Origin of the sequence: Salegentibacter salinarum, assembly GCF_900168115.1 — a bacterium.
GTDB classification, from domain to species: Bacteria; Bacteroidota; Bacteroidia; order Flavobacteriales; family Flavobacteriaceae; genus Salegentibacter; species Salegentibacter salinarum.
In genome coordinates this window covers 488123-504742 of the sequence record NZ_FUZC01000001.1, presented here as the reverse complement: position 1 = coordinate 504742, position 16620 = coordinate 488123, and the positions used below count along the sequence as shown (strand labels likewise).

13 protein-coding genes and 1 pseudogene are annotated in these 16620 nt (G+C 38.0%); 9 read left to right on the top strand and 5 right to left on the bottom strand.

The window, feature by feature from the left end; genetic code table 11:
* Positions 1–60: 60 nt before the first annotated feature.
* Positions 61–879 carry a DUF4382 domain-containing protein gene (locus B5X53_RS02220; protein WP_079711593.1) on the bottom strand — a complete coding sequence of 273 codons (819 nt, stop codon included), beginning with the start codon at positions 877–879 and terminating at the stop codon, positions 61–63.
* 243 nt (positions 880–1122) lie between these two features.
* Here B5X53_RS02220 and B5X53_RS02215 point away from each other — a divergent pair, with 243 nt between their 5' ends.
* From B5X53_RS02215 to B5X53_RS02205, 3 genes are all read left to right on the top strand, one after another.
* Positions 1123–2259 (top strand): ATP-binding protein, encoded by a 1137-nt coding sequence (locus B5X53_RS02215; RefSeq protein WP_079711592.1) that lies wholly within the window; start codon positions 1123–1125, stop codon positions 2257–2259.
* Position 2260: 1 nt separating this feature from the next.
* Positions 2261–2989 carry a metallophosphoesterase family protein gene (locus B5X53_RS02210; protein WP_079711591.1) on the top strand — a complete coding sequence of 243 codons (729 nt, stop codon included), beginning with the start codon at positions 2261–2263 and terminating at the stop codon, positions 2987–2989.
* Positions 2990–3152: 163 nt separating this feature from the next.
* Complete coding sequence (locus B5X53_RS02205) at positions 3153–4157, top strand: acyl-ACP desaturase (RefSeq protein WP_079711590.1); 1005 nt, start codon at positions 3153–3155, stop codon at positions 4155–4157.
* Between the two features lie 165 nt (positions 4158–4322).
* On the opposite strand, the pseudogene B5X53_RS19580 reads toward B5X53_RS02205, so the two are convergent.
* The 4 genes and pseudogenes from B5X53_RS19580 to B5X53_RS02185 all read right to left on the bottom strand — a co-directional run.
* Positions 4323–4427, bottom strand: a pseudogene (locus B5X53_RS19580) (YkvA family protein); the annotation flags it as partial.
* A 385-nt stretch (positions 4428–4812) separates the two neighbouring features.
* Positions 4813–5679, bottom strand: coding sequence for a tetratricopeptide repeat protein (locus B5X53_RS02195; protein WP_079711588.1), 867 nt, complete (start codon positions 5677–5679; stop codon positions 4813–4815).
* Between the two features lie 147 nt (positions 5680–5826).
* Positions 5827–7380 (bottom strand): L-piperidine-6-carboxylate dehydrogenase, encoded by a 1554-nt coding sequence (amaB, locus tag B5X53_RS02190; RefSeq protein WP_079711587.1) that lies wholly within the window; start codon positions 7378–7380, stop codon positions 5827–5829.
* Between the two features lie 61 nt (positions 7381–7441).
* Positions 7442–7984 carry a 3-hydroxyanthranilate 3,4-dioxygenase gene (locus B5X53_RS02185; protein ID WP_079711586.1) on the bottom strand — a complete coding sequence of 181 codons (543 nt, stop codon included), beginning with the start codon at positions 7982–7984 and terminating at the stop codon, positions 7442–7444.
* A 200-nt stretch (positions 7985–8184) separates the two neighbouring features.
* On the opposite strand from B5X53_RS02185, the gene B5X53_RS02180 reads away from it, so the two are divergent.
* The 6 genes from B5X53_RS02180 (at position 8185) to B5X53_RS02155 (ending at position 16530) form a co-directional block, all read left to right on the top strand.
* Positions 8185–9261 carry an isoaspartyl peptidase/L-asparaginase family protein gene (locus tag B5X53_RS02180; RefSeq protein ID WP_079711585.1) on the top strand — a complete coding sequence of 359 codons (1077 nt, stop codon included), beginning with the start codon at positions 8185–8187 and terminating at the stop codon, positions 9259–9261.
* Positions 9262–9394: 133 nt separating this feature from the next.
* Positions 9395–10237, top strand: coding sequence for a phospholipase A (locus B5X53_RS02175; protein WP_079711584.1), 843 nt, complete (start codon positions 9395–9397; stop codon positions 10235–10237).
* 70 nt (positions 10238–10307) lie between these two features.
* A complete protein-coding gene (locus B5X53_RS02170) occupies positions 10308–10796 on the top strand; it encodes a GbsR/MarR family transcriptional regulator (RefSeq protein WP_079711724.1) in 489 nt (162 codons plus the stop codon).
* A gap of 20 nt (positions 10797–10816) precedes the next feature.
* A complete protein-coding gene (locus B5X53_RS02165; protein WP_079711583.1) occupies positions 10817–11950 on the top strand; it encodes an efflux RND transporter periplasmic adaptor subunit in 1134 nt (377 codons plus the stop codon).
* A 9-nt stretch (positions 11951–11959) separates the two neighbouring features.
* Entirely contained in the window at positions 11960–15121 is a 3162-nt protein-coding gene (locus B5X53_RS02160; RefSeq protein WP_079711582.1) for an efflux RND transporter permease subunit, read from the top strand.
* Positions 15122–15123: 2 nt separating this feature from the next.
* Positions 15124–16530, top strand: coding sequence for an efflux transporter outer membrane subunit (locus tag B5X53_RS02155; RefSeq protein ID WP_079711581.1), 1407 nt, complete (start codon positions 15124–15126; stop codon positions 16528–16530).
* The last annotated feature ends 90 nt before the right edge of the window (positions 16531–16620 follow it).

Below are 16620 nucleotides of genomic sequence, written 5' to 3'. Positions count from 1 at the left end.
TTAAAAAACAAAAAAGCGGCTAAAAATAGCCGCTCTTTTTTTATAAGGGAAATCTATTAGTTATTCCAAATAAATAATTTCAAGATCTTTTGCTTCCCCTTGTACTACTTCTACATTATCAACGGGCACCATTTCAAGGCCGGTTTCAGCATCAGGAGTAATGGTAACCTGGTAAGTTCCGGCCGGAACACCGTGTAGTGCAAAATTCCCACCTTCATCAGTATATGCTGAGATAGTATGGCTAGCATTCTGTGCTTTTACCAAAGATCTAGTATCGCTAGGATGTACTTCTCCCACAATTGATCCGGTATTAGCCATAGCCGACATTCTAATTACTGGCTTAAGAATATATCCGCCGTTCCCGGTAGTTCCAATAGATTCGTCTACATCAAAATCTAAAAGGTATTCATAACTTTCTCCTGCTTCAAGTTCCTGTTGAATATTTAATTTTAATCCAGATTGTTGCGCACTAGGAGTAGCCATAGGGTTTTCCTCTCCATCTATAACTACAACATTGTCAGGTCCTAAAACCAAACGTATTTGATCAAGATAACCTGCAGGAATTTCTACATCGGCCAGTAATTGTGATACTCCGCCGGTTAATTCAAGTAGATCATAGCGGCCTGTTTCTACATTAGAAAGGCTTTCCCATTCCCCTTCTTCTTCACCAACTTCGGCTTCGGTTTTTATCATAACATCCTGAACATCTACCCAAACTTCATCGTAATCTCCGGGAGCATCTGTCATTCTAACCGTTAACTGGGCGTTGCCTTCTTCTATTCCATTTTCATCATCATCACTACAACTGGTAAATCCAAAAGCAACTACTGCTGCCAGCAATAAGCTTTTTAATTTTAGGTTCTTCATCGTTCTTTTCATAAAAAGGTTTATTAATTGTTTAGACAGGAAAACGCAGCATCATCAATTAAATTTTATCCAGGTGTTTAGATTAACTAAATTTAACAGGATTTTAAATTGCATTTTATAATCTCAAGCCAGTTTCTTATAGGCATAACAGATTTAGTTGAAATGTTTATTGCAGAAGAGAATGGTGTAATGATTGATAAAAAAATATAAAATTTTAATAGCTTTTTCCGTCTTCGCGGAAACGACAAGTTTATTATGATTAACAAACGGCTTTTAATAAAAAACCTACTCGCTCATAACGACGAAAACAGCTTTTACGATAAAAAGCTGAAGCTCAATATTGGCGAACGCGAAGGAAAAGCCAAGTTTTTAAAGCACGTTTGTGCACTCTCTAATTCTAATCCCGAGAATAATTCATACATCGTAATTGGGGTACAGGATGAAGATAACAGTATTGTAGGCACCGATTTCTTTGACGACAGTAAAATTCAAAATCTTGTAAATGCTTATTTAAGCAATCCGCCGCTAATTTCTTATGAAAATATTCCTTTTCCTCATTTACCGGGAAATTTAGTGGTTGGCCTGGTAACCATTAAACCCAATCACGGGAAAATATGTTCACTTAGAAAGAATATCTGGAAGTACTATGGCGGCTCGGTTTTCTTACGGGATGGTAGTATTAGTATGCCAAAGGTATTTGATATCAAAATAACCGATGTGAATTCTGAAACCGTAGATTCCATAGAAAAACATTCGCATAACAATATAGAATTAACACTGGATGGAGTTTTTGATTTTCTTCAGAAAAGAAAAGACTATAACGCTACTTATAAAGTTTTTAAAGAATATTTTGTGGTATGTTGGGCGGGGAAAAAGATTCAGGCAAAAAACGAAACATTTTATTCTCGCGTAGATATAGAATTGATAAATGAGCAGGTAAAATTATTTTATTCAGATTTGGACCAGGTGAGCATAAGTCTTACTGAAGAACAATTTATAATCCTGGAATATGTGCAATTGGGACTACACGATAAATATCAGTTTTATCCGTTAGAAGAAGTGATTATTCGCTTTAAAGACAGCGTAAGTTATGATATAGAAAGCAAATTGTTATTTGAGCCACCGGATTTCGACAAAAAAACGCTTTATCATATTTACAACATTAACAATACACTTCTGGAAAGACTTAAAAAGAAACTTCCGTTAGATAAACAACAAACAAAAGATCTAAAAAATTTGCCTTCAACTTATTTACTTTGTTATTTAAATAACTTTGAGAAGGCAATAGATAAACTGGAAGAAGCAAAACCATTTTTAAAACAATACAGCCAGGAAGTTTATAATTATTATAAAGAAAGTATGCGAATTTTAAGAAAAGTAAAATACAATTAATATGGGTAGAAGTATTGCTATTGGAGACATTCACGGTGGATTAAAAGCTTTAATACAGCTCCTTGAAAAAATTAAAATCACCCCAGATGATGAGCTAATTTTCCTGGGTGATTATGTAGATGGTTGGAGTGATTCAGCTAACGTCGTTTCCTATTTAATAGAATTCGCAAAGCAAAACACCTGTATTTTCATCCGTGGAAATCACGACGATCTCACTCATCGCTGGCTGGAATCGGATGAGCTGAACGAAAAATGGCTGGAACACGGCGGGCAATCCAGTATTGATGCTTACCGCAGTTTTTCTTCGGAAGAAATAAAAGCGCATATCCAGTTTTTTAAACAGATGGTTAATTATTACGTAGATAAGAAGAACAGGCTCTTTGTACACGCAGGTTTTACCAATCAACATGGGCCCGAACAGGAATACCATGACACCGGTTTTTACTGGGATAGAACTTTATGGGAAATGGCACTTTCTTTAGATAAAAATATAAAGCCAGATGATATGAATTACCCAAAACGCCTAAGACTTTTTGATGAAATCTTTATTGGGCATACCCCGGTGACCCGAATTAACGAAGATGTGCCGGTAAAACGGGCAAACATCTGGAATGTAGATACCGGCGCTGCTTTTATGGGTAAATTATCGGCTATAGATGTAAATTCAAAGGAAATTTGGCAAAGTGAGCCGGTTTTTAAGCTATATCCCGATGAGGAAGGCAGAAATTAAGACGATTTTACCAGAAAACGCCTTTACTCTTTATATCTTTGTACTTTAAAGATTTTGACTTTTATTTAAGCTAAATTATATTAGTAAAAACTTAAGCGCAATTTTTGTAGCATAATTATAAATCCCAGCAGGATTCCTAAATGCCTGCTCCAATCAACATACAATGGCCCTCGATAATATTAGATTAGAAGTAATGAACACCGTTGAGAAAGAGGTAGACGGTTTCATTGAAAAATATCTCATCCCGGTAGAAGAAATCTGGCAACCTACAGATTTACTTCCAAATTTACAGGGAGAAGATTATATGAATGAGCTTACCCAAATTAGGGAAGAAGCAAAAGAACTTGAATACGATTTTTGGGTTGTTTTAGTTGCCGATATGGTTACCGAAGAAGCCCTGCCTACCTATGAATCCTGGCTTATGGACATGGAAGGTGTAAAGCAGCACGGTAAAAGCCGTGGTGAAGAAAACGCCTGGTCTAAATGGGTTCGCCACTGGACGGGAGAAGAAAACCGCCACGGAGACACGCTTAACAAATACCTTTATCTTTCGGGTCGTGTAAATATGCGTGAAATTGAAAAAACCACACAGTATTTAATAAACGATGGTTTTGATATTGGAACCGGTCGTGATCCTTATAGAAACTTTGTGTATACCAGTTTTCAGGAATTGGCCACCAATATTTCACACAAGCGTGTTGGCCAGTTAGCCAAAAAGAAAGGTAATAAAATGCTGGGAAAAATGTGTAATATTATTGCCGGAGACGAGATGAGGCATTATATGGCGTATAGGGAATTTGTAAAAACCATTTTTGAACACGATCCCAGCCAAATGATGCTTGCTTTTCACGATATGATGAAAAAGAAGATTGTTATGCCCGCGCAATTCTTACGCGAAAGCGGACAGGGAATTGCTGAAGCTTTTGAAAACTTCTCTAATGCAGCACAAAGACTAGGCGTATATACTACTTACGATTATATTGAAATTCTTGAAAAATTAAATGGATACTGGGAAATAGATAAAATGCGTTCCCTGACCGATGAAGCTGAAAAAGCGAGGGATTATCTTATGAGATTACCGGATAGAATGCGAAGAATTGCAGACCGTATGGCGATACCGGAAGATCAACATATCTTTAAATGGGTTGAACCTAACGGAAGAATTTAAGACACTTTTTCTATAAAAAAATTAAACCTCACGGTTTCGATACAATCGTTACTGTGAGGTTTTTTATTGAAAATTTTTCTTCAAAAATCTAATAAATTAAACTTTCTTCTTTTTCCAGAGCTTATAAGTTATTAGATCTTTTTCTATCAAATTAAGGCAAAAAGCAACTACCGCAGCATCGTCTAAATAACCGATAATTGGAATAAAATCTGGGATTAAATCTATGGGAGAAAGCACATAAAGAAGAGCGCCACCAATGGCTGCAATTACGTTAAAGGGTACTTCCCTGTAATTCCCTTTTGCATAATCCTTTAGCAAACTAAAAAGTATAACCGCATCATCTAAATAACGCTGTAACTTTCCTTTATTTTCAAATTTAGATTTTATCGCATCTTCATCTTCCAGCACATCATCTATATCTTCTTCTTCAAAATCGTCCTGACGCTTTTTATGTTCTTTCCTAATAGTTTCTTTATCTATTTTGCTCATGGTTTTATTTTTGAATAACAGCAAAATATAAAATTTCGGGTATAAATACTATAATTTAAGAGTGAATTATAATTTACTCGATAATCCAGATTAAAATGCCCCAGACTAGCCTCGAAAATTAAACAAGGATTCCAATAAATGCCTCACGAGCTTGGTTTGAGATAGTCTACTCTGAACCTTCCAGAACTTTTATCGCATTTTCATTATTCGGATCTAACTCCAGTGATTTTTGATAAGCTTTTATTGCTGCTTTTTCTCTACCTAGCTTCAGTAAAATCTCACCATAACTATCCCACGGGTTGGAAGCTTCGGGATATAACTCTGTGTTTAACTGTAATACTTTTAAAGCTTCCTCCAGCTTATTTTCTGAAATTAACTGGTAGCCGAAACTATTAATAGTATTTTCAGACACGTTGTACTCGCTCTCATCACCTTTTTTAAACTGTGATTCAATTAAAGAAATAGTTTTATTAATATCTGAGTTTTCAGCATAAAAAGAAGATACCTGCTTCAATCCTCTTAACCTGTCATTTTCCCGTTGTTGGGCAAGGCTTGGTACACGGTAATACTTTCTCTCTGCGTCTGAAACTCTGGTAGTATCCATTTTATATTTTACCGGGTTACCTTCACTATCCAATACGTGTTGGGTGCCATAAATTTGTGGTTCTCCCCTTCGCATTAAATCGCGATCTACGGCAGCTGCATACCACCATCTGTTAAGTGTAGAATCTATTTCTATAGCTTTTTTAAAAGTTTTTACAGCCCTACCGGACGCAAGGGTATCCCTTCCATGCTGAAAAATAATACCAGCATTGAAATAATCTTTGGCCGTATTTAAATTTCTATCTTTAAACATTTGGGTTACTTTGGCCAGCCTGATACTATCGTTGGTATTAATTGTTTTCCAGTCAGTCCCAGACATGCGCTCTTCCTGGTCGGCATCAGCCATTTTTTGTAATTCCTCGTTATTCTGTGCATTTACAGAATTGAAAATAAAAAGTGAACATAAAATTATACTGTAGAAATATCTCATAATTAATAATTTGAAAAGAGTACTTTATAATAAAAACGATATAAAATTTAAGGTGTTACAAGATATTTCAATTTAAAATATTAAAAAACCTCACAGCTTTGAGTGCTGTGAGGTTTTTAGATTGTATAAATTAAGTTCTTCAAAAGACTACAAATCGAACTTAATACCTTGCGCCAATGGCAACTCGGTTGTATAATTAATCGTGTTGGTTTGACGTCTCATATAGATCTTCCAGGCATCAGAGCCGGATTCTCTACCGCCGCCGGTTTCTTTTTCACCGCCAAAAGCACCGCCAATTTCAGCTCCGGAAGTTCCAATATTCACATTGGCAATTCCGCAATCTGATCCTTCTACGGAAAGAAAACGCTCGGCTTCCCTTAAATTATTGGTCATAATTGCTGAAGAAAGTCCCTGCACCACTCCGTTTTGCAATTCAATAGCATTAGATACATCACCCGAATATTTCATAATATAAAGTACCGGTGCAAAAGTTTCATGTTGAACTATTTTAAATTCATTTTTAGCTTCGGCAATTGCAGGTTTTACATAGCATCCGCTTTCGTAACCTTCACCTTCCAGCACCCCGCCTTTAACAAGGATATTTCCGCCTTCCTCTACTACTTTATCTAAAGCATTCTGATAATTTTTAACCGCATCTTTATCGATAAGCGGTCCTACGTGATTGTTCTCATCTAACGGATTCCCAATTCGCAACTGCTTATATGCTTTTACGATCGCATCTCTTACTTTATCGTAAATAGATTCGTGGATAATTAATCTTCGGGTTGAAGTACACCGTTGTCCGCAAGTCCCTACAGCACCAAATACAGCACCAATTACCGTATTTTTAATATCAGCATCCGGGGTTACGATTATTGCGTTATTTCCGCCTAACTCAAGAAGCGATTTTCCTAATCTTGCGGCCACCGCCTGGGCAACAATTTTTCCCATTCTAATAGACCCTGTAGCCGAAATTAAAGGCACACGTTTATCATTGGTCATCATTTCCCCGACTGTATAATCACCGGTGATTAATGAAGAAATTCCTGCCGGCACATCGTTTTCTGCAAAAACGCGGGCAGCGATATTCTGGCAGGCAACCGAAGTTAAGGGAGTTTTCTCTGAACCTTTCCAAATGCAAGCATCGCCACAAACCCAGGCTAAAGCCGTATTCCACGACCAAACCGCCACAGGAAAGTTAAATGCCGAAATAATTCCAACCACACCAAGAGGATGGTACTGCTCGTACATTCTATGCCCGGGACGTTCCGAATGCATGGTCAAGCCGTGTAACTGCCGGGAAAGTCCAACCGCGAAATCACAGATGTCTATCATTTCCTGAACTTCTCCTAAACCTTCCTGGTAAGATTTTCCCATTTCGTAGGAAACCAATTTTCCTAAAGGTTCTTTTAATCTTCTTAATTCGTCGTTGAATTGACGAACCACTTCTCCGCGCTGCGGGGACGGCCAGGTACGCCATTCTTTAAAACCTGCTTCAGCAGTTTTAATTACTTTCTCATAATCTTCTTTAGTAGTGGCTTTTACTTTTCCTATCAAGGCGCCATCTACAGGCGAATAAGATTCAATTACTTCTCCACTGCTAAAAAAATCTTTTCCGGTTGAGGTTCCATTATTGGTCTCCTGTAAACCGAGATCTTTTAAAGCTTGTTTAATTCCGAATTTTTGTGCTACTTCACTCATTAAATTGTAAATTTTATCTGTTCTTTTGTGTGTTTCCTGCTAAAATAATAAAATTTTTATGCTAATCCGTTTCGGCTACAAAACGCTCATCTACCGGCATAACTTCCCCGCAATTATCACAGGTTCGTAATTCTTTACTTCCGTAGAAATGCTTAAAATGCTTTAAAAAGTCTGTTTCAATATCTTCCAAGGGAAAATAAACTTCATACAATTTATGGTTACAATTATCGCAAAACCATAAAAGTCCGTCTTTTGCTTCGAGCTGCACCCGTTTTCGTTCTACCACTAAACCTATAGAACCTTCTTTTCTAACCGGCGAATGTGGCACTTTTGCGGGATGCAAATACATGTCTCCAGGACCTAATCGCATCGTCTTTTTCTTACCATCTTCCTGAATATGAACTTCAATTTCGCCTTCCAATTGATAAAAAAGCTCCTCGGTCTCGTTATAATGATAATCCTTGCGCGCATTTGGCCCAGCAACCACCATCACGATATAATCTTCAGATTCTTTGTAAAGATTTCGATTTCCCACCGGCGGTTTAAGAGATTCCCGGTTTTGATCAATCCATTTATTGAGATTAAAAGGTTTATTTACTGCCATGATTTCATATTTATATTCCTTAAAATTACAACTTAAAGCTTAGACAAAAGACCCATTTTCTTATCTTTTTGAGTGCCTTACCGGGCTATACGCTGCAAGTCCTGGTCGCCTAAAGGCTCCTGTGGGCTTTACGCCGCTATCCCTGGCGCAAAATAAAAAACTTAGCAAAATGCGTATCTTCGACTTAAAATCTATCTTTTATGAAAAAAATATTTATATTGTTAAGCCTGTCCTTCATTTTAGCCTGCAATACTTCAACTGAAAAAGAAACCGAAATAAATCAAACTTCTGAAGCTGAAAAAGTTCAGGATTCCGTAGAGAATTTCGCGATTGTTATTCACGGTGGTGCTGGCACAATTCTAAAAGAAAATATGAGTGATTCCCTGGAACGGGCTTATAAAGCCAAGCTGGAAGAAGCCATTAGAACCGGGCACGAAATTTTAGCAAATGGCGGTACCGCGATAGAAGCCGTTCAACGCACCATAAATGTGATGGAAAATTCCCCTTTATTTAATGCGGGAAAAGGAGCTGTTTTTACAAATGAAGGTAAAAACGAACTTGATGCATCCATAATGGATGGCGAAACGCTAAATGCCGGAGCTGTATCCGGTGTTACCACGGTTAAAAATCCAATAAATTTAGCCTGGGAAGTGATGGAGAATTCAGAGCACGTGATGCTTTCGGGAAAAGGCGCTGAGCAATTTGCCGAAGAACGCAGTTTGGAAATTGTAGACCCCGAATATTTCTTTACCGAAAACCGATTTAAAAGTTTGGAACGTTTAAAAGCAAAAGATTCTGAAAAAACAGAACTGGATCACGATGGGAAAACTGCCTTTGTAGATCCGTTTATTAAAGATTCTAAATTCGGCACAGTAGGCTGCGCCGCATTAGATAAAAACGGGAACCTTGCCGCTGGAACTTCAACCGGCGGAATGACGAATAAAAAATGGGGACGTATAGGCGATGCCCCAATAATTGGCGCAGGTACTTACGCCAATAATAAAACCGCAGCGATCTCGGCTACAGGCTGGGGCGAGTTTTTCATTCGTGGTGTGGTAGCTTACGATATTTCAGCAATGATGGAATATAAAGGAATAAGCCTTGCTGAAGCTTCCAAAGAAGTGATTCAAAACAAAAACCCCGACCTGGGAGGAAACGGTGGTATTATAGCGATAGACCACGAGGGAAATGTTTCTATGGAATTCAATACCGCCGGAATGTACCGTGCAAAAATGAATAAAGACGGGGAGCTTGAAATAGGCATCTACAGCGAATAGTTATCTTAATTTTAAACTTTCAAAAGTCCAACCCAAAAAGTTGGGCTTTTCTTTTTTAACTCAATTTTAAATCTTGTTAGTTCTGAAAATCCCGAACTAATTTTAGTTTTGCAAACTCTAAATACATGCTAAAATGAAGAATAATTACACTGTAATTTTAATATTAGTATTCAATTTTTGCTATGGACAGGTTTTTTCCCAACGCTTATCACGTGAGAAAATAAATGATACTATAGAGAAAATGCCCACTTTTTCTAATCATAAGGATAATTATTTTATAACCGGAATTTCTACAAATAAAGACCTCAATTCCAAAACTGCAGATGCAAAATATCAAATTAGTTTTAAAGCATTACTTACACGTAATACCTTGCCATTTGATACGCACTTGTTTCTTACGTACACCCAGAAGGCTTTTTGGAATGTTTATGAGTTTTCAAGCCCTTTTCGTGAACTTAATTTTAATCCGGGTGTAGGATTAGGAAAACCTGTTTATAATAAAAGTAATCGTATGGCAGGAATGGCGTATTTACAGCTGGAACACGAATCTAACGGGCGGGATAGTATTTATTCCCGCAGCTGGAATTCCCTTTCTTTGAGTTATCACACCGCGATAAATGAGAACCTGTTATTAAGTATTAAAGGCTGGTTACCATTTCGCTACAAAAAAGACAATCCGGAGCTAATTGATTATGTAGGCTATGGTAAATTAAGCTTAACCTATAACATAATTCCAGACAAATTACTCGTAGATCTTATGCTTAGAAAGGGCATTAAAGACTGGAATGGAACAGTACGAACCAGGCTTCTTTATAAACCTTTTGATTCCTCAAATTTCAATTTAATGCTGGAGTGGTATAAAGGAAATGCAGAAAGCCTTATCAACTTTGAAGAAAACCGAAGTATGATTCGCGCCGGATTCGTTCTAAAAGCAGACGAATTAAACTTTCTGAAATCCCTCCCAGACGCAATTTAACAAACCTTTTAGATTATTGGTTCGGGTTTTTCGGAACTAAATATTAATTTCGCGCCTTCAATTTATGAAAATGAACAAAACGGACTTACAAGCACAAAGAACACGTTTAATTGAAAAATTGGGTGTCCAGTTTGAAAAAGAGCACCAGTTAGCTCCGGTTGCAGCCAGGATCTTTGCCACGCTTATCGTCACCGGTAAAAAAGGGATCACTTTTGAGCAACTGGTAACCGATTTAAATGCAGGAAAAAGTACGGTTTCTACTCATTTAGAGCATCTTCAGACAACCAACCGTATTGAATATTACACAAAATCTGGAGATAGAAAACGGTATTTTATTGTGAAACCAGACCTGATGGAAAACCATGTTGATGAGCTGACCGCTAAGTGGGAAGCACAAAAATGTATTCATAAAGAGGTTCTGGAATACAAGCAAAGAAGCAACGAACTTAATAAAGAAGATCCGCCTTTCGATTTGGAATTTCAAAAAAGCCTGTTAGACTTTTTAGATGAAGCAACCGCAGCGCTTAATAAATTAAAGAAGAACATCAACATCTATTAATTACAACACATTAAAAAGCAATGAAAAAGATAATTTATTTCAGTTTGTTTATAAGCGCGGCCGTTTTCACTTCTTGTTCCAACGGGAAGGAAGAACAAGAAGCGCAGCAAGCGGCCCAGGCACAAGGCCCACAACCTCACCCGGTATTAGAAGTGCAAACAAAAACAGTTACCGGTTATACTTCTTACCCTACGAGCATAGAAGGTGTGGTTAATAGTGAAGTTAGAGCAAAAGTTTCTGGTTATATCACTGATGTTTTAGTAGATGCCGGTGAAAAAGTAACCAAAGGCCAAAGGCTTTTTAAGCTTGAAACCGAATCTTTATCGGGAGATGCCGAAGCCGCACAGGCAAATGTAAACGCAGCCCGGGTTGAAGTTGAAAAACTAAAACCTTTAGTTGAAAAAGATATTATTAGTGAGGTGCAACTGGAAACTGCAAAAGCACAACTTTCCCAGGCCCAGGCTAATTATAACAGTATCGCCGCAAATATTGATTACGCAAATATTAAAAGCCCGGTAGATGGTTATGTAGGTAATATAAATTTTAGAAATGGAGCGCTCGTTTCTCCAGGAGACCCAACGCCACTTACCACAGTTTCACAAACCGACGAGGTTTATGCCTTCTTTTCTATGAACGAAAAAGATTATATGAGCTTTCTTCAAGAAACTTCAGGCAGCAGTATACAAGAAAAGATAGCTAATTTCCCAGAAGTAAGTCTAATACTGGCCAACGGTAAAGAATATGAGGAAAAAGGGAGAATTCAAACAATTTCAGGACAAATTGATCCTTCTACAGGGACGGTTACTTTCAGAGCGAAATTTCCTAATCCAAATCAACTATTATCCAACGGGAATAGTGGTAAGATTCGAGTACCACAAACTTTTGAAGACGTAATTGTAGTACCCGAAATTTCAAGTTTTGAGCAACAGGGAAGAACTTACGTTTACAAAGTCCAGGGCGATAGTTTAGCCGTTTCTACACCTATTACAGAAACTTCAAGAGTAAATAATCTTATTGTGGTGGAATCCGGGCTTAAAAAAGGCGATAAAATTGTTGCGCAGGGCGTAGCGAAACTAAGAAATAACACTCCAATAAAACCGCAAGAAATTCCTTTTGATAGTATTGCGAATTCTATTAATACAGTATTTAAATAAGACTTTAAGATGCTAAAGAAATTTATAGAAAGACCGGTATTATCTACGGTTGTTTCCATTATAATTGTGGTATTGGGTGTGCTGGGAATATCAACCCTTCCCGTAACGCAATATCCAGATATTGCCCCTCCAACGGTTCAGGTTTCGGCCAATTTCCCTGGGGCTAATGCTCAAACAGTACTGGAAAGTGTAATTATTCCTATTGAAGAGCAAATTAACGGGGTTGAGGGAATGGATTATATTACCTCAACAGCCAGTAACAACGGTAGTGCCAGTATACAGATATTTTTTGATCAGGGAGTAGATCCAGATATCGCCGCGGTAAATGTTCAAAACCGTGTAGCACGGGCTACACCTTTACTACCACAGGAAGTAACGCAATCTGGGGTAACCACGCAAAAAGAACAAACCAGTGCCTTAATGTTCTTTACCGTACTTTCAGACAACCAAGAATATGACGCAACTTTTATTCAGAATTATTTGAATATTAACGTGATTCCGGAATTGCAGCGTATTAACGGGGTGGGTAATGTAAATGTTTTTGGCGCCAAGAAATATGCGATGCGAATCTGGCTTCAGCCTGAAAAATTAGCGGCTTATAACTTAATTCCTTCCGATGTTATTGCGGCTATTAATGAACAAAGTCAGGAAGCAGCCGCCGGATCTTTAGGTCAGAATAATGCTGAAGCTTTTGAATATGTACTTCGTTATAGTGGTAGATATCAGGACGAAGACCAATATAGGGATATTATTATAAAAGCCCTGGATAACGGGCAATACCTAAGGTTAGATGATGTTGCAGAAGTTGAGCTTGATGCCGAAGGTTATAATGTTATTGGGTATACCAATGGCAAGCCGGGAGTGAATATGGCTGTTTACCAAACGCCGGGTTCTAATGCACAGGAAATTATTGAGAATATTCACCAAAAGCTGGACGAAATGGAAAAAGATTTTCCAACCGGGCTTTCAGTTTATATAAATTTTGATACCAACGAATTTCTTACTGCCTCTATAGATAAAGTGATTTTAACGCTTATTGAAGCGTTCATTCTGGTATTTATAGTAGTTTTTATATTTCTTCAGGACTTTAGGTCTACCCTTATTCCTGCCATTGCAGTACCGGTTTCCATAATTGGGACGTTCTTTTTCTTAAACCTTTTTGGGTATTCCATAAACCTGTTGACGCTATTTGCGCTGGTACTGGCTATTGGTATTGTGGTTGATGATGCCATTGTAGTTGTAGAAGCCGTACACGCAAAAATGGAAGAAGGAGCCAAAGACGCAGTTAGTGGCACAAGAAAAGCGATGGACGAAATTACAGGAGCCATTATTTCAATTACCCTGGTAATGGGTGCTGTATTTATTCCCGTAACCTTTATTACGGGGCCCACCGGGGTTTTCTACGAACAATTTGGTGTGACTTTAATCGTAGCCATTGCAATATCTGCAGTGAACGCTTTAACTTTAAGTCCCGCGCTTTGTGCTATTTTCTTAAAACCACATCGTGAAGACGAAGAACATAAGAAAAAGAACTTTTTACAGCGCTTCTTTAGCTCGTTTAATACCGCTTTTAAAGTAACCACTGACAAGTATGTAAATTCCCTTTCATTTTTAAGTAAAAATAAGTGGATTACAGGACTTATAATCTTAGCTGCAGTTCTTGCTATAGTTTGGGGAGCTAAAACTACTCCAACCGGTTTTGTACCAGATGAAGACCGTGGAATATTATTTGTAAATGTTGAATTACCTGCCGGTGCTTCTTTAGACAGAACCGTAGGAATTACTTCAGAATTAGAGAAAAAAGCTCAGCAAATAGAAGGTGTACAAGGAGTTTCTTTGGTAAATGGTTATAGTTTAATTGGTGGAGCAGGTAGTAACTATGCGCTTGGTTTTATTAAATTAGACGATTGGAGTGAACGCGAAGAAGATCATTTATCGGTTGAATCAATCCAGGGACAATTATTTCAAATTGGCGCTTCGTTTTCTGATGCCGAAATGTTATTTTTCTCTCCTCCCAGTATTCCAGGGTTTGGAGTTTCAGGAGGATTTGAAGCAAAATTATTAGATAGATCGGGAGGTACTTTCCAGGAACTGGACAACCAAACCCAAAATTATATTGCAGCACTTTCCCAAAGACCGGAAATTCAGTATGCACAAAGTTCTTTCAATACGAATTATCCGCAGTATGAAATGGATTTAAATATTCCGAAAGCTAAAGAAGCCGGAGTGGATATTTCTACCATCTTCTCTACGCTGCAAGGTTATATTGGAAGTATTTACGCAGCAGATTTCTCCAGATTTGGTAAACAATATCGGGTGTATGTACAGGCTTTACCTGAAGATCGCGCCGGCACCGATGATTTGAATTCTTTATTTGTAAGAAATTCAAATGGAGAAATGGCGCCTTTAAGTGAATTTGTAAGCTTAAAACGTGTTTACGGTCCGCAATCTGTAACCAGGTTCAACCTGTTTAACTCGGCTACCATAAACGGTGCGCCTGCACCCGGATATTCATCGGGAGATGCTATTGCCGCAGTACAGGAAGTAAGTGCAGAATCGCTACCATCTAATTTTAGCGTGGATTATAGCGGACTTACCCGGGAAGAAGTTTCGGCAGGTTCACAGTCTACTTTCATTTTGATTTTAAGTATCCTATTTGTTTACTTTATTCTATCAGCGCAATATGAAAGTTACCTAATTCCATTCGCCGTGTTACTATCACTTCCGGTTGGGGTAATGGGTTCTTATTTAGTTACTAAATTTACAGGGCTTCAGGCAAATATTTATTTCCAAATTGCTTTAATAATGCTGCTAGGGCTGCTGGCCAAAAACGCAATTCTTATTGTTGAATTTGCGATGCAACGTAGAAAAGCCGGCCTTTCTATTGTAGATGCCGCCTTAGATGGTGCCAGGGTGCGTTTAAGACCTATTTTAATGACTTCCTTTGCATTTATTATTGGTTTACTTCCCTTAGTATTTGCTGGCGGTACAGGTGCTGCAGGTAACCGTTCTATAGGTACCGGAGCTGTTGGAGGTTTGTTAGTTGGCACCATTCTGGGAGTTTTTATTATTCCAATTCTTTATATCATTTTCCAACATTTACAGGAAAAAATAACCGGTGTACCGGAAGCAGCTAAAACAGAAAATAAATCAATTTCTGAAAAAGAATAACAATGAGAAAGAACAGTATATATAAACTTTTGCTTGGGGGAGCCCTACCATTTTTACTGGTTTCCTGTTTTGCAGCTAAAGAATACGATCGTCCTGAAATAGAAGAGATTTCTGAAGAATTGTATAGAACAGATAATCTTCCGCAGGATTCCTTAAATATGGCAACGATTTCCTGGACCGAAATTTTTACCGATCCTATTCTGAAAAACCATATTGAAGATGGGCTGGAGAATAACATAGATATACGCATTGCAATACAACAAATGCTGGCAGCAGAAGCGTACGTAAAACAAGGAAAAGCAAGTTATTTTCCAACGCTTAGCGCAGGGCCATCTGTAAACCATCAAATTTTATCTCCTAACAGCCAGTTTGGTTCTTTCTTTGACGGAAGTATTACACAATACGATATCACCGGGAACCTCTCTTGGGAAGCTGATATCTGGGGGAAAATAAGAAGTAACGACCGTGCTTTTACCGCCGCTTACCTGCAGAGTGAAGCTGCGCATAAAGCGGTAAAAACTCAGCTTATTTCCAATATTGCTAATAATTATTATCAATTACTTAGTCTGGACGAGCAACTTAGGATAGCCAAAGAAACCCTGGAAACCAGGAAAAGCAGTTTGGAAACTACAGAGGCTCTTAAAGATGCCGGGAATGTTACCGAAGTTGGAGTACAACAAACCAAAGCCCAGCTGCATACGGCCGAAGCTTTGGTAGTTCAGCTTGAAAACCAAATTCGCTTACTGGAGAATTCGTTTTCAATTTTACTAGGCGCTGGGCCACAGGAAATAGAACGAACCGACTTATCTGATCAAAATATTGTGAGCCCATTGAATACCGGAGTTCCTGCACAATTGCTAAGAAACAGGCCAGATGTGATTGCCGCCGAATACGGACTAATTAATGCTTTTGAGCTTACTAATGCGGCTCGTGCTAACTTTTATCCGTCGCTTACTTTAACCGCTGCAGGTGGTTTTCAAAGTTTAGAACTGGATAAATTACTAAATGCAAATTCCCTTTTTGCTAATTTGGGCGCTTCGCTTTTGCAGCCCATTGTAAATAAACGGCAAATTAGAACTCAATATGAAGTTTCGCAGGCACAGCAGGAAGAAGCTTTGCTTAACTTTAAACAGGCCATTTTGGTGGCTGGAAGGGAAGTTTCAGATGCACTTTCTAATTACCAGGCCAGTACAGAACGTATAGAAATTCTTGAAAACGAATTTGAAGCTTACAACAAAGCATCGGGCTATTCAGAAGAATTACTTAATAATGGTATGGTAAATTACCTTGAAGTTTTAACAGCCAGAGAGAATGCTTTAAACTCACAGCTAAACTTAATTAATGCTGAATACAATAAATTAAATTCCATCGTAAATCTTTATAAAGCCCTTGGTGGAGGCTGGCAATAAATTGTGTTGAATTTGTTTTGTTAATTTGTGAATAAACAGCTCCAGAATTAAATTTTGGGGCTGTTTTTTGTTGAAATTCAATTTTATTTT

Coding starts and splice junctions, on each gene's coding strand:
- B5X53_RS02220 (WP_079711593.1), bottom strand. CDS start 879: ATGAAAAGAACGATGAAGAACCTAAAATTAAAAAGCTTATTGCTGGCA.
- B5X53_RS02165 (WP_079711583.1), top strand. CDS start 10,817: ATGAAAAAGATAATTTATTTCAGTTTGTTTATAAGCGCGGCCGTTTTC.
- B5X53_RS02195 (WP_079711588.1), bottom strand. CDS start 5,679: ATGAGATATTTCTACAGTATAATTTTATGTTCACTTTTTATTTTCAAT.
- B5X53_RS02180 (WP_079711585.1), top strand. CDS start 8,185: ATGAAAAAAATATTTATATTGTTAAGCCTGTCCTTCATTTTAGCCTGC.
- B5X53_RS02175 (WP_079711584.1), top strand. CDS start 9,395: ATGAAGAATAATTACACTGTAATTTTAATATTAGTATTCAATTTTTGC.
- B5X53_RS02215 (WP_079711592.1), top strand. CDS start 1,123: ATGATTAACAAACGGCTTTTAATAAAAAACCTACTCGCTCATAACGAC.
- B5X53_RS02185 (WP_079711586.1), bottom strand. CDS start 7,984: ATGGCAGTAAATAAACCTTTTAATCTCAATAAATGGATTGATCAAAAC.
- B5X53_RS02155 (WP_079711581.1), top strand. CDS start 15,124: ATGAGAAAGAACAGTATATATAAACTTTTGCTTGGGGGAGCCCTACCA.
- B5X53_RS02210 (WP_079711591.1), top strand. CDS start 2,261: ATGGGTAGAAGTATTGCTATTGGAGACATTCACGGTGGATTAAAAGCT.
- amaB (WP_079711587.1), bottom strand. CDS start 7,380: ATGAGTGAAGTAGCACAAAAATTCGGAATTAAACAAGCTTTAAAAGAT.
- B5X53_RS02205 (WP_079711590.1), top strand. CDS start 3,153: ATGGCCCTCGATAATATTAGATTAGAAGTAATGAACACCGTTGAGAAA.
- B5X53_RS02170 (WP_079711724.1), top strand. CDS start 10,308: ATGAACAAAACGGACTTACAAGCACAAAGAACACGTTTAATTGAAAAA.
- B5X53_RS02160 (WP_079711582.1), top strand. CDS start 11,960: ATGCTAAAGAAATTTATAGAAAGACCGGTATTATCTACGGTTGTTTCC.